At 72.8% G+C, this 19,801-nt stretch carries 18 protein-coding genes; 8 read left to right on the top strand and 10 right to left on the bottom strand.

The genetic code is table 11. The features are described from left to right. Window positions 1–66 precede the first annotated feature (66 nt). A complete protein-coding gene (locus ACQPY0_RS20310) occupies window positions 67–2,016 on the top strand; it encodes a hypothetical protein (protein WP_432991087.1) in 1,950 nt (649 codons plus the stop codon). Here ACQPY0_RS20310 and ACQPY0_RS20315 read toward each other — a convergent pair. After that, window positions 2,013–2,849, bottom strand: coding sequence for an LLM class flavin-dependent oxidoreductase (locus ACQPY0_RS20315; protein WP_432991089.1), 837 nt, complete (start codon window positions 2,847–2,849; stop codon window positions 2,013–2,015). The genes ACQPY0_RS20310 and ACQPY0_RS20315 overlap by 4 nt on opposite strands. Window positions 2,850–3,093: 244 nt before the next feature. Between ACQPY0_RS20315 and ACQPY0_RS20320 the strand changes: the two genes are divergently transcribed. Continuing rightward, complete coding sequence (locus tag ACQPY0_RS20320; RefSeq protein WP_432991091.1) at window positions 3,094–4,269, top strand: AbfB domain-containing protein; 1,176 nt, start codon at window positions 3,094–3,096, stop codon at window positions 4,267–4,269. Window positions 4,270–4,588: 319 nt separating this feature from the next. Continuing rightward, the gene (locus ACQPY0_RS20325) at window positions 4,589–6,817 is read left to right on the top strand and encodes an MMPL family transporter (protein ID WP_432991093.1); all 2,229 of its coding nucleotides are present in this window, start codon (window positions 4,589–4,591) and stop codon (window positions 6,815–6,817) included. Between the two features lie 103 nt (window positions 6,818–6,920). Here ACQPY0_RS20325 and ACQPY0_RS20330 read toward each other — a convergent pair whose 3' ends face one another. The 3 genes from ACQPY0_RS20330 to ACQPY0_RS20340 form a co-directional block, all read right to left on the bottom strand. Then, entirely contained in the window at window positions 6,921–7,790 is an 870-nt protein-coding gene (locus ACQPY0_RS20330) for a type 1 glutamine amidotransferase (RefSeq protein WP_432991095.1), read from the bottom strand. 107 nt (window positions 7,791–7,897) lie between these two features. Then, window positions 7,898–8,386 (bottom strand): FMN-binding protein, encoded by a 489-nt coding sequence (locus ACQPY0_RS20335; RefSeq protein ID WP_432991097.1) that lies wholly within the window; start codon window positions 8,384–8,386, stop codon window positions 7,898–7,900. 16 nt (window positions 8,387–8,402) lie between these two features. After that, a complete protein-coding gene (locus ACQPY0_RS20340; RefSeq protein WP_432991099.1) occupies window positions 8,403–9,764 on the bottom strand; it encodes a ferredoxin reductase family protein in 1,362 nt (453 codons plus the stop codon). Window positions 9,765–9,891: 127 nt separating this feature from the next. Between ACQPY0_RS20340 and ACQPY0_RS20345 the strand changes: the two genes are divergently transcribed. Continuing rightward, window positions 9,892–11,478 carry a methyl-accepting chemotaxis protein gene (locus ACQPY0_RS20345; RefSeq protein ID WP_432991102.1) on the top strand — a complete coding sequence of 529 codons (1,587 nt, stop codon included), beginning with the start codon at window positions 9,892–9,894 and terminating at the stop codon, window positions 11,476–11,478. On the opposite strand, the gene ACQPY0_RS20350 is transcribed toward ACQPY0_RS20345, so the two are convergent. Continuing rightward, complete coding sequence (locus ACQPY0_RS20350) at window positions 11,447–12,022, bottom strand: TetR family transcriptional regulator (protein ID WP_432991105.1); 576 nt, start codon at window positions 12,020–12,022, stop codon at window positions 11,447–11,449. The genes ACQPY0_RS20345 and ACQPY0_RS20350 overlap by 32 nt on opposite strands. Before the next feature lie 109 nt (window positions 12,023–12,131). On the opposite strand from ACQPY0_RS20350, the gene ACQPY0_RS20355 reads away from it, so the two are divergent. Next, entirely contained in the window at window positions 12,132–12,686 is a 555-nt protein-coding gene (locus ACQPY0_RS20355) for a class I SAM-dependent methyltransferase (protein ID WP_432991107.1), read from the top strand. A gap of 15 nt (window positions 12,687–12,701) precedes the next feature. Next, entirely contained in the window at window positions 12,702–13,199 is a 498-nt protein-coding gene (locus tag ACQPY0_RS20360; RefSeq protein ID WP_432991109.1) for a DinB family protein, read from the top strand. Here the strand turns inward: ACQPY0_RS20360 and ACQPY0_RS20365 are convergent. The 5 genes from ACQPY0_RS20365 to ACQPY0_RS20385 form a co-directional block, all read right to left on the bottom strand. Next, entirely contained in the window at window positions 13,189–13,518 is a 330-nt protein-coding gene (locus tag ACQPY0_RS20365) for a hypothetical protein (protein ID WP_432991112.1), read from the bottom strand. The genes ACQPY0_RS20360 and ACQPY0_RS20365 overlap by 11 nt on opposite strands. A gap of 20 nt (window positions 13,519–13,538) precedes the next feature. Continuing rightward, window positions 13,539–14,291 (bottom strand): SDR family NAD(P)-dependent oxidoreductase, encoded by a 753-nt coding sequence (locus tag ACQPY0_RS20370; RefSeq protein WP_432991114.1) that lies wholly within the window; start codon window positions 14,289–14,291, stop codon window positions 13,539–13,541. A gap of 123 nt (window positions 14,292–14,414) precedes the next feature. Further along, the gene (locus tag ACQPY0_RS20375) at window positions 14,415–15,749 is read right to left on the bottom strand and encodes a condensation domain-containing protein (RefSeq protein WP_432991117.1); all 1,335 of its coding nucleotides are present in this window, start codon (window positions 15,747–15,749) and stop codon (window positions 14,415–14,417) included. Between the two features lie 480 nt (window positions 15,750–16,229). Continuing rightward, on the bottom strand, window positions 16,230–16,442 hold the full coding sequence (locus ACQPY0_RS20380; RefSeq protein WP_432991120.1) for a DUF397 domain-containing protein: 213 nt from the start codon (window positions 16,440–16,442) through the stop codon (window positions 16,230–16,232). Window positions 16,443–16,480: 38 nt separating this feature from the next. After that, window positions 16,481–17,371 carry a helix-turn-helix domain-containing protein gene (locus ACQPY0_RS20385; protein WP_432991123.1) on the bottom strand — a complete coding sequence of 297 codons (891 nt, stop codon included), beginning with the start codon at window positions 17,369–17,371 and terminating at the stop codon, window positions 16,481–16,483. Between the two features lie 157 nt (window positions 17,372–17,528). Between ACQPY0_RS20385 and ACQPY0_RS20390 the strand changes: the two genes are divergently transcribed. Both ACQPY0_RS20390 and ACQPY0_RS20395 read left to right on the top strand, forming a co-directional pair. Then, entirely contained in the window at window positions 17,529–18,167 is a 639-nt protein-coding gene (locus ACQPY0_RS20390) for a GOLPH3/VPS74 family protein (RefSeq protein ID WP_432991126.1), read from the top strand. 41 nt (window positions 18,168–18,208) lie between these two features. Continuing rightward, window positions 18,209–19,735, top strand: a complete 1,527-nt coding sequence (locus ACQPY0_RS20395; protein WP_432991129.1) for an APC family permease — start codon at window positions 18,209–18,211, stop codon at window positions 19,733–19,735. Window positions 19,736–19,801 lie beyond the last annotated feature (66 nt).

Consider the following 19,801-nt stretch of genomic DNA (forward strand, 5'->3'; position numbering starts at 1 on the left):
GCGGCAGCGGGGTCGATACGGCGGCGTGGACCGAACCAGGCGGTGCCGTGGCGGTACGACGGTCCGGTGTCGGTGTTGCGCCTGCCGTTGGATGTGCATGACCCAGCGGTGCGGCGGCATGTGGAGCGGGTCTTCGCGGCGGTGTTCGCGGTACGACGGGCGGTCCAGCGTGACGCCCGCGCCAAGGTCGACGCGTACTGGGCCGCACATCGCGCGCGTACCGTCGCCGGTCCGGCTGTGGTCCGGGATCGGCTGAGGTTGACCCGGGCCGGGTTGGAGCGTGCCGCGTACCGGCATGTGGATCGTGCCCCGCATCTGCGCCGGTACTGTACGAAAGCGGTGGCGATGCACGTCGCCGACAGTGTCTGGCAGGCTGCCGATCGGCACCTGTTCCCCGACGCGACCGGACGCCGGCACGGCCGGCCGAAGGTCGGCGGCTGGTGGACGTTCAGCCGCATCCCGGGCCGGGCGCGGTCGCATACCAGGGCACGGAAGTGGGAGACGTTCCGCCTGGCCGGCACCCTGGCCGGGCATGACGCGGTGTTCGGCCGGGCCGGGCGGTTGTGGCAGCCGCGGCGGATGCCCGCCGTCACCCCCACCGCGGGTGGCCGGCCGGTGCGGTCCTGGTGGGACCACGACGGCGCCCTCGCCGTCGTGCTGACCGGCACCGGCGCCCGGGACCTGGTCCTGCCGGTCCGCCTCCCGCAGGGCCCGGGCCGTGAGCCGGTACTCGAGCACTACCTCGCCGACCCGCGCCGTTGGCACAAGATCGACCTCGTGCGGTATCGCGACCCGGGGACGCTGGGTGGGTGGCGGTACGAGGCGCACCTGATGATCCTCGGCCCCGGCTACACCTCCCCCACGGTCACGGCCCGCCGGCAGACGGCTGCGGCCCTGCACCGGCGCGGCGGCGTGGACGTCAACGTGTCCAACCTTGCCGTCGTCTCCGTCCCGATCGACGGTGGTGGCGGGGTGCGCGCCACGCAGATCACGAAGACTGGCGCCGATGCGGACCGGCTCGCGGTGGAACGGTTGCGGCAGCGGCGGCGTGACCGTGCCCTGCAACGCTCCCGCCGCGCCACCAACCCCAGCCAATACCGGCTCTCTGCCCGGCAGCAGCGGCGAGCCGACCGTCGCCGAACCGCTGGCCTGCGCCCCGTGCAGGTCGCCGTGCCGGGCGGCGCCCGCATGGCCAACGCGGCGGGTATTCCGGTGCAGGCCTACCGCCGCGACCAGCTTTCGGCCGGCTACCTGCGGCTGCGCGCCCAGGCGGCTGCTGACGGCGCGGCCCGTACCCAGGCCGGGCGTACCCGCGCCCGGATCGTCGCCGCCGGCATCGTGGCCACCCACGGCCCGAACCTGGTCGTCGAGGCCGGTGACCTGCGGGCGTGGGCGCGGCGGTGGGGCCGTAGCATCCACGCGTTCACTCCCGGCATGCTCCTGGCCGCCGTCGATCGGGAAGCGGCCAAGGTTGCCGCCCTGGCTGGTGGTGGTGGGTTGGTCCGGGCCGGGACCCGGCACACCGCCTGGACCCAGCACTGCCTCTGCGCCGCCCGCGTCCCCAAACACCTCCACCACCGCCGTCACACCTGCCCGCAGTGTGGCCTGACCGGCGACCGGGACCTCGTCGCGGCTCTCATCGGGGCGCACACCGTGCTGAGCGACCCGGCCGTGCCCGGCACCGCCCGGGTGGATTGGGTCGCCGCGCAGACCACCCTCGCCACCCACGGCGTGGATGCCATCAGTGAGGGGCTGCAAGGAGCCCTGCCCGAGTCAATCGGACACCACCGCCCCGACCGGCACCCAACCGGTGCCCGGCCGCGGCGGCCGCAGCGCAGCACCAGCCATCCTGGATGGCTGGTGCCGGCGTGCTCGGCGAACTGCCGGAACGACGCCCTCGACAACCCCGGACCAGGCCCGCATCCCAACATGCGGGACCACACCGGAACGACGAGACGCACAACCCGGACTGTTCCATCTCGCGGACACCAAACCCGAGTTTGCAACAGGCCTTAGAGCACGGCCTCGGCCAGAAGTTCGACCTGGGCGGGGTCGTCGCCGTAGCAGTACAGCACCAGCTCGTCGGCGCCGAGGTCGCGATACGCGGCCACGGTGTCGGCGAGCCGGATCGGGTCCGTGACCGGGTCGCCCCAGCCGGGACGGCCCGTGAACGCGTAGTACGCCGCGACCGCGCGCCGCGCGTGCTCGACCGACTCCGCGGAGCCGGCGGCGGCGTTGATCTGGCAGACCAGGCGCGGGCGGCCCGCTCGCCCGGCCGCGGCCCACTGCTCCCGCACCGTGCCGACCAGGTCGCCGGCCCACTGCAGCGGGGCGGCGCACAGGAACCCGTCGCCGAAGCGGGCGACGCGGGCCAGGGCGGCCGGGGCGAAGCCGCCGATGAGGATCGGCGGGCCGCCGGGCGTGGCGGGGGCGGGGCCGACCGGCGTCCGCGGGTACGGCATCCCGTTCCAGATCGAGCGCAGGTCGGTCAGCATCGCGTCCATGAGCGCCCCGCGCCGCTCGATCGGCACGCCCGCGGCCGCGTGGTCGTCGTCGCGCCCGCCGACGCCGACGCCGAGCGTGAACCGGCCGCCGCAGAGGCGGTCCAGCGTGGCGACCTGCTTGGCCAGCAGTGCGGTGCCCCGCAGCGGCGCGAGCAGGACCTCGGTCTGCAGGCGGATGCGGGTGGTGGCGCCGGCCAGCGCGGCGAGGACGACGAGCGGCTCGGGGTTGTCGTAGGCGAGCCGGTCGAGCAGCGCGAGGGTGGCGAAGCCGGCTGCCTCGGCGCGTCCGGCCCACTCGGGCAGTCGCGCGGGGTCGCTGACGGGCAGGCCGAGACCGATTTCCATGCTGTAGGACTCCCTGAGGTGAGCAGCGAACAGTGCTGTCGCCACCTCCTCCCCGCGGTCGTTGCGGAGTCCCCGCGCGCCCATCTGCGACGTGTTTCCCGGGCGGGGGGATTCGGAGTTCCGCCGCCGATCGTACGCCACACACCCGCCGGTGCAAGATCGCACAAAGATCGAACATTTACAGCCGCGAAACCAACGCGTATCTTCGAGATCCATCGCGTTCGCTCACCTGGTGGAGGCACCGATGCGAGGACGTCTGCTCACCGCGCTCGCCGCGACGGCCGCCACCGTCGCGGCGCTCTTACTCATCAACCCGCTCGCGGCGCACGCCGAGTCCAACGGCGGCGTGCGCATCCTGCCCCTCGGCGACTCGATCACCGACGGGTTCAACGTGCCGGGAGGGTACCGGATCAACCTGTGGCGCGCCCTCGCCGCCGCCGGCCACCCGGTCGACTTCGTCGGCTCCCAGTTCAACGGCCCCGCCGACCTGCCCGACCACGACCACGAGGGCCACCCGGGCTGGCGCATCGACCAGGTCGACGCGAACGCGAGCGGCTGGGTCTCCTCAACCGCGCCGCGCAGCGTGCTGATCCACCTGGGCACGAACGACGTGGTCCAGAACTACGACCTCGCGGGCGCCCCCACGCGGCTGTCGGCGCTGATCGACCACGTGCGGGCGGCCGCGCCCGGCGCCGACGTCTTCGTCGCCTCGATCATCCCGCTGTCGGACCCGGCGCGGGAGGCGGCCGCGAACACGTTCAACGCCACCCTCCCCGGCATCGTCGCCGGCAAGGGCGCCAAGGTCCACTTCGTCGACATGCACGCCGCACTCACCACGGCCGACCTCGCCGACGGGGTGCACCCGAGCCGGGCCGGGTACGACAAGATGGCGGCCCGCTGGGCCTCGGCCCTGGCCGCCGTGCCCGGATCGGCGGGCGACGACGGGGCGCCGACCACGCTGCCGAGCGACTCCTACGTCTCGCTGCGCTCGACGACGGCCTGCTGCACCACGCGGTACGTGCGGCATCAGAACGGTCTCGGCTACACCGAGGTGGTGTCCAGCGGGAGCGACCAGCTGCTCAAGCAGGACGCGACCTGGCGCGTGGTCGCGGGCCTGGCCGGTGGTTGCTACAGCCTCCAGTCGCGCAACTACCCGGCCTACTACCTGCGCCACCAGAACGGCCGGGTGAGAATCAGCGCCGACGACGGCACCGCGCTGATGCGTGCCGACGCGACCTGGTGCGCGAAGACCGCGCCCGGCGGGGTGCGGCTGGCGTCGTGGAACTTCCCGGGGTCCTACCTGCGCCACATCAACGCCGAGCTGTGGCTGGCCACGCCCGGCGGCACCGCGGCCCAGGACAACGCGGCGAGCCTGGTCCCCGACATCACGTGGTCGGTCAACGCGCCCTGGGCCCCGTAGGATACGTCGGCCCGACAACCGGATACGCCGATCGAAGCGCGTCGGGAGAGTCCCGTCAGGGCGCCGAAGGAGCAACTCCTCCCCGGAATACCGCCGCGCGGAGTCGACTCTGGAAAGCCGGGACGCCGCGTCCCGGCTTTCCGCAGCATCGGCCCGTCGGCCTCGCACACCGTCGGGCCGATGCGCGCCGCCCGCCGCTTCGCCGCCGTCTCGCCGACGACGGCCTGCTACCGCGCGTCGGCCGGGTCCGGGCCGAGCGGTTCGGATTTCATTCGGGGGTGCGGGGGATCTTCACCGGTGGCCTTGAGAGGCTGTCGGCATGGCGCTCGGCGTGGTGGCGAGGATCGGCCGGTTCTGCTTCCGGCACCGCTGGTCGGTGATCGGGCTCTGGCTCGTCGTGGTGGTGCTCGGCGGGCTTGCGTTCGGGCCCGTCTTCGCAGCGATCGCGGACGGGAGCAACCCCAAGCACGTCGAGGCGATCGACGGGCTGGATGCGGTGGCGACGGGCAACGACTCCAGCGGCACCGTCATCGGACTCGTCACGGGCGTCGACCCGCAGGCCCCCGCGGTCCGCGCCACCGTCGAGGCCGCGGCCGCCGACCTCGGCCGCGCGGCCGGCGTGACCGGCGTCGCCACCCCGTTCTCCGTGCCCGCGGCCCAGGCGCCCGCGTACCTGGCCACCGACCGGCACGGCCTGCTCATCGTCGTCACCCTCGCCAAGCTCGACCGCGCCGAGCGCGGCGGCGTGCTCACCACGCTGCGCGACCGCCTGCACAAGGTCGACGGCGATCTGGCCGCGGCCGGCGTACCGCAGGCCACGGTCGAGGTCGGCGGCAACCCGATCCTCAACGCCGAGCTGCGCGACGCGCAGAAGGGCGACCTCGGCCGCGCCGAGCTGATCTCGCTGCCGCTCACCCTCGTCGTGCTCGTGTTCGTGTTCGGCGGCCTGGTCGCGGCCGGCCTGCCGGTGCTCGCGGCCGTGGTGTCGGTGGCCGCGGCCATGCCGCTGCTGTGGGTGTTCAGCCGGGTCACCGACCTCGACCAGAACGTCGTCACCGTGGTCACGCTGCTCGGCCTCAGGCTGTCGATCGACTACGGGCTGCTGCTCGTCGCGCGGTACCGCGAGGAGGTCGCCGCCGGCTTCGAGCCCGCCGAGGCGATCGGCCGCGCCTGGGCGACCGCGGGCCGGACGATCTTCTTCAGCGCGCTCACCGTCGCCGCGGCGCTGTCGGGTCTCATGATGTTCTCGATCCACCAGCTCGGCGCGCTCGGGGCCGGGGGCGTGTCGATCGCGGTCGTGGCGATGCTGGCCGCGCTGAGCTTCACCGCCGCGCTCATCGGCGTGCTGCACAAGCAGATCCGGCCGTCGAAGCGGGCCCTGGCCAGACGCGCTCGGCGCGCCGGGGACGCCCGGGGCGACGCCGCGGACCGGGACGAGCGCGGCTTCTTTGCGGGTTTGTCGCGATTTGTCCAGAAACGGCCGATCCTGGTCGCGGCCGGGACGGCCGCGCTGCTGCTCGGGGCCGGGGCGCCGCTGCTCGGGGCCACGATCAAGCTGCCCAAGCTCGAGGGCGTGCCGCGCAGCATCGAGGCGGCTCGGGTCGCCGACGAACTCACGCAGCAGTACGGGCGCGCCTACCGGCCCGCGGTGACCGTCGTCGCCCGTACCGATGCCGCGTCACTGGACGCGTATGCCGCGAAGTGGGCGTCGGACCCGGCCGTCGCCGGCGTGCAGCCGGCCAAGCCGGTCGGCAACGGCGTGGCCACCGTGGACCTGGTGCTGCGCGGCGAATCCCAGGACCAGGGCGCCCAGGACCTGGTGCACCGGCTGCGGGCCGACCGGCCGGCCGGCGTGCAGTCCTGGGTCGTCGGGGACGCCGCGACGCTCATCGACCTCGTCGGGCTCATCACCGCCGACCTGCCCGCGGCGGTGGCCGTCACGCTGGCGGCGATGGTCCTGCTGCTGTTCGCCATGACCGGTTCATTGGTCGTACCCGTCAAAGCCGTCCTGGCCAACGTCGTCTCGCTCGGTGCCACGTTCGGCGTGATGGTCGCCGTGTTCGAGCACGGCTGGGGCTCGGGTGTGCTGCACACGCTGACCGCCGGCGGGCTGGACCCGTTCGTGGTCGTGATCGTGTTCGCCTTCGCGCTCGGGCTGTCGATGGACTACGAGGTCTTCCTGCTCGGGCGGATCAAGGAGTACGTCGAGCGCGGCGACGACACCGACACCGCCGTGCGGCGCGGGCTGCAGCACACCGGGCGGATCATCACCTCCGCGGCGCTGCTCATGATCGTGGTGTTCGCCTGCTTCGCCGCCGCGGACCTGGGCGCCATCGAGCAGGTCGGCGTCGGCCTGCTCACCGCGGTGGTCATCGACGCGAGCGTGGTGCGCTGCCTGCTCGTACCGGCGACGATGACGCTCCTCGGACGCTTCAACTGGTGGGCTCCGGGGCCGCTGAAGCGGCTGCACGAGCGCATCGGGCTGCGCGAATACGTGCTGCCGGAGCCGGCACCGGCGCGCGCACCGCAACCGGTCGCCGTCGATTAGTTCGCGCGGCGTCCGAGGGGGCCGCGCGGCGTTCGAGGTGAGGTCCGGGCGAGGGTATGGGAGTAGTGCGCGCCCGGGCGGGCGTGGCTGGTGGGTGTGCTGCTCAGGTGCGCAGGGCGGCGGCGACCGGGGGCGTCATGGCCGGGGCGACGTAGTAGCGCAGCCAGTTGTCCAGCAGTGTTCGCATTCTCGCGCGGATGTCGCGGTCGGCCCAGTCCAGCGACTCCAGGAACGCCGCGTAGTCCGCGTCCGACGGGCCCAGGTGGCCCTCGGCGATGAGCTGCCGGCGCCTCACCCGGGCCAGGGCGGCCGTGATGCCCGCCGTCATCTCCGGGTGGATCTGCAGGGTGCGGGCCGTCGCGCCGAAGGCCAGGGACTCGTTGCGATAGGCGCCGTACGCCAGTTCGGTGATCGGGCCGAACTCGCCGGCCGGCGGGACGTCGTACACCGCGTCGACGTGGGACGTGAACGTGTCGAACGAGTCCGGCAGGCCGCGGAACAGCGGGTCCTGGCGGCCGGCCGGGGTGAGGGTGAGGCGCTCGATGCCGAAGCGGCGGCCCAGGTGGCCGGTCTTGCACACCGCGCCGGCGACCTCGGACTTGGCCTGGTGGGAGAAGCAGACGTGCAGCTCCGGCACGCCCCGGCGCTGGGCCTCGGCCAGGAACGACTTGGCCCGGCGGACCCACGGCAGCTGCTCGTAGGAGGAGTGCGCGGAGCCGCCGCCGATGATGCCGTGGGCCTCGATCGTGTCCGGCAGCGCGTCGCCGTCGGCGAGGTTGAGCACCTGGATCTGGTCGGGGTCCAGCCGGGTGACCTCGGCGATCCAGTCGCGGTACGGCGGGAGGCCCATCTGCAGCACCGGCGCCTGCTCCTGCATGTTGAGGAAGAGCAGGCGGCACCGCTGGCGCACGTGCAGCGGTCGCCGGGCGCCGGCGAGCCGGACGGTGCGGTGGTCGATGGTGTGGGCCGTCATGCTGGGCAGCGCTCCCCGTGAGCTGTGAGGTGTCAAGCGGTCGGGCACGATTGTTGTCGATCGTGCGGCCGCCGCACGCCCGTTCTCACAAAATATCCGATAACGGATCACCCGATGTTCGCCGCGTCCAGGGCGGCCTGCAGCGACTCGATGTACCCCTCGCTCGTCACGGTCGCGCCGGAGACCGTGTCGATCTTCGCGCTCTGGGCCGCGAGGACCTCGGCGCGCAGCCGCGGCAGGGCGTACGCGTTGATCTGCTGGTCCCGGCGGTTGGCCGTCGGGTAGGTCACGGCGGTGACGTCGGTGATCTTCCTGCCGTCCACGGTGATGCGGACCTGCACCGGCCCCCACCGCGTCTGCGCGGTCGACCCGTCGTAGGTCTTGCCAGCGCCCGAAGCCCCACCGCCCGAAGCCCCGGTGCCGGAGCCCGAAGAACCCGAGCCTGAAGAACCCGAGCCCGAGCCGGCGGCGGGTGGGGCGGCGGCGGCCGTCGGGGCGCTGCCGCCGCCGCTCGCGCCCATGGTGCTGGTCCGGTAGCTGAACAGCAGCACCACCGCGGCCACCGTGGAGAGCATCCACAGCAGGATTCGGCGCATCAGAAATTCCTCCAGGTCACCAGGCGAAGCGTTCGGTGTGCAGGTGCTCGACGCCGGCGGCGCGGGCCTCGCGCTCGACCGTCTCGGTCCAGTCGTCCGGGCCGCAGACGTACACCTGATGCGTCCGGATTCCGGGCACGATCGCGGCCAGCGGCGCGCCGGCGTGGGCGCGCGGCCGCCAGGTGCCCTCCGCGCGCGGCCCGAGCAGCGGCACCACCCGGACCCCGCGGTGCCGCGCCAGCCAGGCCAGCTCGTCGCGGAAGGCGAGGTCGGCCTCGTGGCGGGCGCGGTACAGCAGCGTCGCCTCCCCGTCGCGGTAGGGCAGGTCCCACAGCAGCGCCAGCAGCGGGGTAACCCCGACGCCGCAGGCCACGAGCGTGACGGGGCCGCCGCGGTACGACTCGCCGGTGAGCCGGCCGTAGGGGCCCTCGATGAGCACGCGCGTGCCGGGGCGCAGCGTGGCCACCCGGGCGCTGCCGTCGCCGAGGTCCTTGACGGTGATGCGCAGCAGGCCGGGGCGCGGCGGGCCGGACAGCGAGTAGGGGTGGGCCCGCGACCAGCCGGGGCCGTCCAGGAAGCGCCAGAGGAAGAACTGCCCGGCCCGGACCGGCAACTGCTCGAGGTGGCGGCCGCGCAGGTACACCGACGTGAGCCCCGGCCCCTCGGTGCGCACCTCGCCGACCTTCAGCGCGTGGCGGTGGCTGCGCCACAGCGGGAGCCCGACGCGGTACAGCAGCACGGCACCTGCGGCCGCGGCGTAGAGCGTCCACCAGTAGGCGCGCGCGGCGGCGGAGCCGATGAAGTCCGCGCCCGTCCACAGCTGGTGCGGCAGGGCCAGGCCGACGCCGAGGTACGCGTACAGGTGCAGCAGATGCCACGACTCGTAGCGCAGCCGCCGCCGTGCCGCCCGCAGCGACGTCACGGTGACCAGCACCAGCGCGGCGGTGCCGGCGGTGGCCAGGAGCATGCCGGGGTACTGCGTGACGAGATCCCACAGCTGCGCCGGCACGCCGGTGTGCGCCTGGCCCGCGTAGCCCAGCACGATCAGCACGATGTGTACGGCCATCAGGTTGAAGGAGGTGAACCCGGTCCACCGGTGCCAGCGGGCCAGCCGGTCCTGGCCGAATGCCCGCTCCACCGCCGGGATCCGGGCCAGCAGCAGCACCTGCAGCAGCATCAGGTCGGCGGCGAGCAGCCCGGCCAGGCGGCCCGCGCCCGTCACCGCCGCCCACCCGCCGCCGGCGATCTCGCTCACCCCGCCGCCGTTGACCCACAGCGCGGCGACCACGACGAGGCTGGCGGCGGCGGCGATCCCGGCGGTGTCCGCCCACCACCAGGGCGTTTCGGCACGCCGGACCGCCACGGCATCGCTAGTCATGCGCTCAACTATCAGGGTCCGGGTTTCCGGCGCACTGGGGGGAGCCTGGGAAAGCGCTGTGAGCCGGAATTGCGTGACTGTGTGCAAACATCCGCCGACGAAACGTGAGGAGTTCTACCGTGATCTGGTGACAAAGGTGTCCGACCTGAGTGTCCGGGTCAAGATCCTGGGGGCCATCATCGTGGCCGCGGCGATGGCGCTGGCCATCGGGATCACCGGGCAGCTCGCCCTGCGCGACGCGAGCAACTCCGCCCAGCTCATCTACAGTGGCAACCTGTCGACCATCGACGCCCTCGGCCGGCTGCGGGTGACGGCGGTCCAGGCGCGCCTCGACCTGGCCAACCAGATGATCACCAGCGATCCGGCGGTCTCGGCGAAGTACGCCGACACCTTCAGCAGCGACGTGCGGGCGTTCGGCTCCGCGCTGCAGGAGTACAAGAACAGCAGCCCGGCCGGGTCCAGGGCGATCGCCGAGGACCTGGAGACCTCGTGGAACTCCTACGTCGACATCGCCACGAACAAGCAGATCGCCAGCGCCCGCGAGCGCGACTTCACCGCGTGGCAGCACGTCCGTGACGCCCAGCTGCTGCCGCTGCTGAGCAAGATCAACGACAATCTCGACAAGCTCTACGCCGCCGAGTCCGCCGCCGCGGCCGGCTCCGCCGCCTCCGCCAAGCGCGGCTACCAGCGCAGCGTGACCCTCTCCGTCTCGATGCTCGTCGTCGGGCTGCTCGTGTCCCTCCTCATCGGCTGGCTGGTGGCCCGCGGCATCGTGCGCTCGCTGGCCCGGGTCCAGCACGTCTGCGACGGCCTCGCCGCCGGCGACCTCACCCGCGTCGCCGGGCTCGCCTCGAACGACGAGCCGGGCCGGATGGGCCGGGCCCTCGACACGGCGATGGCGAACCTGCGGCGGGCTGTGTCCACCATCGACCACTCCGCGACCTCGCTCGCCGGCGCGTCGGAGCAGATGAACGGCGTCGCCGCCCAGATCGCCTCCTCGGCCGAGGAGACCTCCGCGCAGGCCCAGGCGGTGGCGACGGCCGCCGACGAGGTGTCGCGCAGCGTCGGCACCGTCTCCGCCGGCAGCGAGGAGATGGGCGCCTCGATCCACGAGATCGCCCAGAACGCCTCCGAGGCCGCCCGGGTCGCCGGCGAAGCGGTCGCGCTCACCGGCGCGACGTCGGCCACGATGAGCCAGCTCGGCGAGTCCTCGGCCGAGATCGGCAACGTCGTCAAGGTCATCACCTCGATCGCCGAGCAGACCAACCTGCTCGCCCTCAACGCCACCATCGAGGCGGCCCGCGCCGGGGAGGCCGGCAAGGGCTTCGCGGTCGTCGCCTCCGAGGTCAAGGACCTGGCCCAGGAGACCGCGCGGGCCACCGAGGACATCGCCCGCCGGGTCCAGGCCATCCAGGCCGACACCGCCGGCGCGGTCGCCGCGATCGAGCAGGTGTCGCAGGTCATCGCCCGCATCAGCGACTACCAGACGACGATCGCCTCGGCGGTGGAGGAGCAGACCGCGACCACGGCCGAGATGAGCCGCAGCGTCGCCGAGGCCGCCACCGGCACCGGCGAGATCTCGGGCACCATCACCGGCGTCGCCGACGCGGCCCGGCTGACCAGCGAGGGCGTCAGCCAGTCCCAGCAGGCCACCGCCGAGCTGGCCCGGATGTCGACCGAGCTCAGCTCGCTGGTGACGAACTTCCGGTACTGAGCACACCGGATATCCCGGGCGCGGCCAGGCGCTGGTACATCGACGCCATCCTGTGCGGCGGCAGGCGGAAGTCGTCGTCGACCCACCACACCAGCAGCCCCACCGCCGCGCCGGTCGCGAACTCGACCACGACGTCGAGCGGCAGGTCCGCCCGCGCCGCCGCCAGGTGCGGGGCCAGGTGCTCACGCAGCAGGCCGGCGACGAGGTCGTGCAGGTGCCGGCGGAACGCGGGACCGCCGCGGCGGCCGCAGAGGGCCGTGTAGACGCGCTGGTTGCGGAACGCGTGCGTGAACAGCCCCAGGACCGGCTGCCCGGGCTCGGGCGGCACCCCGGGCGCCATCGCGGCGAGGTCGGCCCGCAGCCGCTCGGCCATCTCCTCGAAGCTGGCCATGAGCAGCGCGTCCTTGTCGCGGAAGTGTGCGTAAAAGGTGGAGCGGCCGACGTCGGCGCGGTCGAGCACGTCCTGCACGGTCGTGCGCTCGTAGCCCTGCTCGACGATCAGCTCCAGCAGCGCCTCGCCGAGGATCCGCCGCGTCCGGCGCACCCGCCGGTCCATTGCCGCCCCACTTCCCGGACAGTTTCGCCGGACCGTCCCGAACCGAACGCCGTCCCGGCCAGCGTAACCGAACATCGTGTTCGGAAAGGAGTTGCTGATGTCGCTGCATGAGCGCATGTTCGGGCTGGCCGGCCACGCCGGGGCGTACCAGTGGCTGGTCCGGCCGTTCTTCGGGAAGCTGCACGGGCGCGTCGCCGCCGACGTCGCCGCGGCCGGGCTGGCCGACGGGGCGCGGGTCCTCGACGCCGGCACCGGGCCGGGCCTGGTGCCGCTGGCGATCGCGCGGGCCGCGCCGGGGCTGCGCGTCGACGGCGTGGACCTGTCCGCGGCCATGGTCGAGCGGGCGCGCCGGGGCGCGGCGGCGGCCGGGCTGGCCGGCCGGGTCACGTTCACGGTCGCGGACGTGGCCGCGCTGCCGTTCGCGGACGCCACGTTCGACCTCGTCGTGTCGACGATGAGCCTGCACCATTGGGCCGACCCGGCCGCCGGGGTCCACGAGCTGCGGCGGGTCCTGCGGCCCGGCGGGCGCATGTGGATCTACGACGCCCGGGTCGCGCTGCGGCGCGGGGAGGTGCCCGGGGTGCCGTCGCGGCGGGAGGCGGTGCGCACCGGCCGGCTGCCGGTCCGGCTCGTGGGGAGGCTGATCTATTAGGCGTACCGTTGTCGCGTGGATCGGTGCGAGGAGTGCGAATTCGGCTACGACGCCGTCGCCGCGGGCGAGGTGCCGGGGCGGCTCGGCGGGCTGGCCGCCCGATACGCCGAGGCCCTCGCCGGGGTCGCGGACATCCGGCGGCGGCCGGCGCCGGCGGTGTGGTCGGCGCTGGAGTACACCTGCCACGTCCGTGACGTGCTGCGGGTCCAGCGGGAGCGGCTCGACCTGGCGCTGCGCGTCGACGGGCCGCAGTTCGTGCCGATGGGGCGCGAGGAGCTCGTGGTGACGGGGGCGTACAACCGGCAGGACCCCGGCGCGGTGCTCGAGGCGCTCGGGGCCGCGGCCGAGGTGCTCGGCGCCGCGTTCGCCGCGCTGGGACCGGAGCAGCTCGCGCGGGTCGGGCTCTACCCGTGGCCGCAGCCCGTCCCGCGCACCCTGCTGTGGCTCGGGCGGCACACCGTCCACGAGGGCGAGCACCACCTCATGGACGTCCGGCGGATGACTAGCCGTTGAGGATGCGCAGGTTGTCCTCGACGATCAGGGTCGCCGGCAGCGCCGCCAGGGTCGCCAGGACGAAATAGGTGCGCGCGACGCGGTGCAGGCCGCCGGCCGCGGCGACGACGCCGATCGCCAGCGGGGCGGCCAGCAGCAGCACGCCGAACGTGAGCACCAGGTGGGCCCCGACGCGGCGCAGGTCGGTGCCGGGCAGCTCGACGGGGTGGGCGCCCTTCCACAGCGTCGAGCCGACGATGAGGGCGGCCGAGACGACCACCCACAGCACGGCCAGCACCCACACCGCGGTCCGGAAACCCTCCTCGCGCCGCATCGCCATCCGCCGATTCTAAGCGGGATTCAGCTGACGAACATGCCCGTCGCATTGACCCATGTGCCGGTCAGGCCGCGCGCCGCCGGCGAGGCGAGGAACACGATCGTCTCGGCGAGGTCCGCCAGCCGCGGCGAGCGGCGCAGCATCCGCAGCGCGTCGAGGTTGGCGTGGATGCCGGCGATGGCACCCTCGTCGATGGCGGCGTTGACGGCCCGCAGCTTCTCCAGGGTCAGCGTCTCCAGGATGCCGGCGACCCAGATGCCCATCACGCGTACCCCGCTGGGCCCGACCTCCATCGCGAGGTTGCGCACGAACGTGTCCAGCGCCGCGTCGGCCGGTCCGGTGCTGCCCATCATCGGGCTGCTGTGCGCCGAGCCGCTGTCCAGCGCGAGGATGAGCCCCTCGCCCTGCCCGGCCATCCGCCTGGCCGCGGCCTTGGCGGTGATGTGGTTCGTGGTCAGCCCGCGGGTCACCGCCCGGGTGAGATCCTCGGTGCTCATGCCGACCAGCGGGATGCCCTGCACGTCACCGCGCGGCACCAGGTTGAGCGACACGTCGATCCGCCCGACGCTGTCCGCGTGCGCCTCGACCGCGGCCTCGTCGAACGCGTCGACGACGGCGGTCTCGGCCTTCCCGCTGGCCTCGCGGATCCGCGCGGCGACCGCCTCCAGCGTCTGCGGGGTCCGCCCGGTCAGGTGCACGGTGGCGCCCTGACGCGCGAACGCCTCCGCGACCGCGCTGCCGATGCTGCCCGCCCCGCCGTAGATGATCACGTTCACTGTGGTTTCCTCCTCGGTACCCCGGCCGTGTGCCGTGGACGCGAGGTGTAACGCCACCCTCCCCGGGAACTCATCGGTCCCCGGTCAGCTTCTCCAGAACTTTTCTCGACGGCCCGCAGGGCCTCACGGCAGGGTCAGGGCCTGGGTGACGACGAGGTCCTCGATGCCGAACAGGAAGCGCTCCATGTCCGGGCGGGGCAGGACCGCGGCGTCGGCCGTCATCGCCAGCTCCAGGCTGCCCGGCGCGTCCTGGGCGTCCAGCGCGAACGTCGTGTTGCGGCGCGGGGCGTGCTCCAGCGGCCACGACAGCGTGGTGCGCTCGCGGGCGGAGTCCAGGGGCTCGTCGGCCGGCTTGGCGTAGCCCAGGACCGGCATCAGCCCGCGGGTGTCGTTGATGAAACAGGAGTGGTCGCACGCGGCGCGCAGGCCGGCGATGTCGCGGTTCAGGGCGAGTTTGTCGTAGTACGCGTGCCGCTGCGCCGACAGCGCGGCGCCGAACGTGCGGCGGACCAGGGCGGCGAAGTCCTCGGCGGTGTCGGGCAGCAGGAGCAGGCCCTCCTGGGCGATCGTGTTGACCGTGCCGGCCATGCCGGGCAGGAAGCGGTTGTTGACCACGACCTGGAAGACGGCGTCGGGGGCGCCGCCGAGCCGCGCGGCCGCGGCGGCCGCGGCCGCGAGCAGGACCGAGCCCTGGTTGACCTCCAGGCCGGCGGCGACCCGGTCCAGCGCCAGGGCCAGGGCGGGGGAGTTGAGCACCGCGTTGGGGAAGGCGGGCGCGGCGGGGCGGCCGGCGCGCTGCGGGAACTGGCTGGCCGGGCCGCTCGCGAGCTTGGCGAGCCAGGAGCGGCGGGCGGCGGCGTCGCGGCGGCGGCCCTTGTCGGAGGTCTGGTACGCCGCCTCCTCCAGGGGCTGCTGGCGCTCGTCGTCCGGCAGGGCGCGGCCCGCGCACAGGGCTGCGCAGTCGGCGAGGAGGCCGCGCAGGCCCCAGCCGTCGGTGGCGGTGTGCGACAGCGACAGGATGACGTACCCGACGCTGCCGCCGGCGAGCACGGCGCCGACCCGGATGGGCAGCTGCCGCTCCGCGTCGAACGGGATCGCCTGCAGCTCGTGGTAGAACGCGTACGCGGTCTCGAGCACGTCGGCGGGCTCGCAGGCGCGGGTGTGCAGCTCGACCTCGCCGCCGGCGTGCACGACCTGCTCCAGGCGGCCGTCGTCGAGCGTGCGCAGCGTGGTGTGCAGCGAGTCGTGGCGCCGCAGCAGCGCCCGGACCACCTCGTGCAACCGCGGCAGCGGCAGCGGCGGGTCCAGGGGCAGGCCGCCCGAGACGTTGTACCGCGCCGCGTCGTCGCCCAGCCGCCGCACCACGTCCCAGATCGCGCTCTGACCCCAGGTGGCCGGCCCGGTGCCCGACCGGGCCCCGGCAAAGGCGATCCGCGACTCCACGCCGAGCAGTCTCACGGATCGGCGGGCGCCTTGTCGACGCCAGGCAACGCGGCATATACCGGCCGCCGACCTATCCGGGGTGCGGGCCGGGGCGGAGCACGACGCCGTTCGACCCGGTGGCCGGGCACCCGCGATCCACTGGCTCCGTCATGCGCGAAGATCGATCACGGTCGTCGGCTCTGCGGGGGTCTGGGCCTGTGAGACCGGTCCGGTGGGGGTTCGGCAGAAATCGCAGATACTGCGAAACGACGTGCTGGGCATCGGCCAAGATGAGCAATAGCATCGATGCGTCGCCCATCCTGGGTTCGATGTGGCTTCGCGCTGATCGACCCGGACCGGGCGTCATTGTGGAGGACCGGTGCTGCACGCACCGGCCCCCCGCAACGCGCCGTCAGGCGTTATCGGTCCCGAGGTGGCACGACGAAGTGCCCGTGCAAATGTTCCTGCACAATTCAGTGACGGTGTCGGCAGCACCGCCACTGATCCAGCATGTCGTTAGTGGGCGGAATCGAAGCGTCCGTGCTTCGTGCCGTCCACGAACGATTCCCAATCCGTGGTCGTGAATTGCAGAACCGGCCCGGTGGGATTCTTGCTGTCGCGGACACCGATTCTGGCGCCGGTGACCGCGACCTCCACACAATTGGCGCCGCCGTTACCGTTGCTGCGGCTGCTTTTACGCCAGGCTGCATGTTGGAAACTCGTTGCCATGCATAGCACACCTCCCTTCCTGGCGGGCTCCCCAGCCGTCAGAGACCGTCGAGCAGGCCCTGGATCATCCCGGCCGACGCCTCCGGCGTGAGCGCCCGCGTGCTGAGGCGCTCGAACTCGAGCCGATAACGCTTGACCTCTGCAGGCTGCTCCTCGTAGTAGTCCCCGGCAAGCCCTTCGAGGTACACGACGTCCAAGTGGGCGACGTCAGGGAACTCCAGCAGTGCGACCGAACCGCCGAGGAACGCATGCTCGCCCGCCGAATACGGCAGGACCTGCAGCGTGACGTTGGGCAGCCCGGCGACCTCCAGGAGCCGGTGCCACTGGTCGCCCATGACGTCCGGGCCGCCGACCATCCGGCGGATCACCGACTCGTCCACGATCGCCCACAGCGTCAGCGGCGACGGCCCCCTCAGCCGCCGCTGCCTGGTCTTTCGCAGCTCCACGCGGCGGTCGTTGGCCTCCTGCGGGTCGTGGCTGCGGCCGCTGCCGAACAGGGCGCGCATGTACGGCTCGCTCTGCAGCAGCCCCGGCAGCACGATCGGCTCCCAGACCTTGGCAGAGGAGGCGTCGGCCTCCATGCCCACGAAGTTGCCCGGCCGCATGACGTCCTTGTAGTCCGTCCACCAGCCACGCTGGCGGGCCAGGCGGGCCAGGGTCATCAGGGCGTCGCGATACTCGCTGTCGGCCACGCGGTAGAGCGTCAGGAGGTCGTTGACGTCCCGCGGGGTGACCGGCACCCGCGCGTTCTCGATGCGGGTGACCTTGGCCGAGTGCCATTCGAACCGGCGGGAGACGGCCTCCTGGGTCAGGCCCGCCTCCTCCCGGCACTTCTTCAGTTCGGCGGCCAGCCGGCGGCGGCGCAGTGTCGGCCCCTCGTCGACCGCCACCGATGCCTCCTCGGGTGTCCTGGTGGTGTCCGTCTGCACGCCCTGAATCCTATGCAATTCGCCCTTCGCTGATTCTAGGAGTCTAGTACTCGTTGCACTACGCGTAGTGCTTGGTACATGATGCTGGGGACATCGAGGGTGAACCTTCATTCATTCATGATCTCCTTTCGCCCCGTGCCGAGGAGCGTGATTTGCGGTGCTTGCCAACAGCTACTACCTGATTGCGCACGACGACCGGACCGGACGTTCGCGGCTGCACCCCAGGGCGACCGGCCTCGGGCTCGCGGCGGGGCTGCTGGGTGAGCTCATGCTCTTCGGCCGGCTGCGCGCCATGACCGGTGACCTCTACGTCGTCAGCCACGAGCCGCCCGGCGACTCCCTGGCCCACACGCTGCTCGACCTGCTCGTCGCCCAGCCCCAGCACAAGGAGATCCGCACCTGGCTCGCCTACCTCTCCCAGGAGGCGGCGGACCAGGTCGGCGAGCGGCTGCTGCGGGCCGGCGTGGTCGAGCCGGTGACCAAGCGGAAGCTGCTGAGTGCCCAGACCCTCTACATGCCCGTCAGCCCGGACCAGCGCAACGCCGCGGCGTGGGAGTCGATCCGGCTCGCCGAGGCGCTCGGTCGGCGCCGGTCGATGAACCTCTCCGACCGGGTACTGGTCGCGCTCGTGGTGGCGACCGGCCTGACGCGCTACGTGTTCTTCAGTCCCCAGCAGCAGCGTGACTGCATGCAGGCGATGCCGGGGATCCTCAGCTCGCTCCCGGACGACCTCGTCCAGCTCGTGCAGTACACCGAGGCCGCGGTGGGCTCCGCCCTGGCCGCCGGCCGTCGTTGATTCCAGCGCTTCGCTGCGCGTGTGAGAAAGAGACGCAAACCATGGCGCGTTCGACCCTGACCGGGCCCGACATCGTCGCGCGCGGGCTGGCCAGCAACCGGCTCGGCGTGCCGTCGGTGGTGTTCTTCGGCGTCGCCGGCGCCGCACCGCTGACGGTGATCCTGGGCTCGATCTCGACGATCTACGCCGTCGTCGGCAACACCGCGGTGCCGCTGGTCTACTTCGTGGCCGCGCTCATCCTGTCGCTGTTCACCGTCGGCTTCGTGGCCATGAGCCGGCACATCGTCAACTCCGGGGCGTTCTACAGCTACATCAGCCACGGGCTGGGCCGCATGATCGGGGTCGCCGCCGCGTTCATCGCCCTGCCCGCCTACGCCGCGATGCAGATCGGCCTGCTGGGCCTGTTCGGGGTGGTGGCCAAGGGCATCCTCGCGGCCAGCGGGATCCACGTGAGCTGGTTCGTCTGCTCGGTCGCCGGCTGGTTCCTGGTGGCGATCCTCGGCGTGCTCTGGGTCGACCTCAGCGGCAAGGTGCTCGCCGTGCTGCTCACCGTCGAGATCGCCATCGTGCTCATCTACGACTTCGTGATGCTCGCCCACCCCGCAGGCGGCCGGGTCGACTTCGGCCCGCTCAACCCCCAGCAGCTGGCCACGCCCGAGGTGGTCGCGATGCTGGTGCTCGCGATCGCGGGCTTCGTCGGCTTCGAGGCCACCGTCGTGCTCTCCGAGGAGGCCAAGGACCCGAAGAAGACCATCGGCCGGGCCACCCACTGGGCGGTGTTCCTGCCGGGCCTGCTGTGCGGCGTCTCGGCGTGGGCGATGTCGGTCAACGCCGGCGACATCGTGGGCGCCGCCCGCGCCGACCAGACCGACCTCGTCTTCAACCTGGTCCAGGGCTACGTGCCCGAGGCGCTGGTGAACACCGGCTACATCCTGTTCCTCACCAGCGTGTTCGCGGCGATGCTGGCCTTCCACACCTCGGTGACCCGCTACCAGTTCGCCCTCGGGCGCGAGCGCGTGCTGCCGCGCGTCTACGGCGTCGTGCACCCCCGCACCGGCGCGCCGATGGCGGGTTCGATCACCCAGAGCGTGCTCGCGCTCGGGGTCCTCATCGTGTACTGGGTGACGAAGACCGATCCGCTGGTGCACCTGTTCGCGTGGATGACCGTGGTGGGCGGCCTCGGCGTGCTGATCCTCATGTGGGCCACGTCCGCCGCGGTGGTCGGCTTCTTCGTGCGCAACCGCCGCCGGGAGAACGTCTGGCGCGCCCGCATCGCCCCGATGCTCGCGTTCCTGCTGCTCACCGTCGTGCTCGCGGCGACCGTGATCGGCCTCGGCCAGCTGCTGCAGGTGCCGGGCGACTCGCCGTTCAACTGGCTTTTCCCCACCGTCTACGCGCTCTGCGCCCTCTTCGGCGTCGGCTGGGCCGCGATCATGCGCGGCTCGCGGCCGGATGCCTACGCCGGGATCGGCCGCGGCACCGAGGGCTTCGTGGCGGCGGAGAGCGTCTTCGGGCGGCCCACGAGGCCGCACCGGGTCACCGCCGACGTCGCACACCATGCGGCCTGAACCGGCACCGTCCACCGGCCGTTGCCTCAGCTAGGAGCCCGTGCGGCTCGTTCGGGAGAGGAACAT

Origin of the sequence: Dactylosporangium sp. CA-233914 (assembly GCF_050942935.1) — a bacterium.
Classification (GTDB): Bacteria; Actinomycetota; Actinomycetes; order Mycobacteriales; family Micromonosporaceae; genus Dactylosporangium.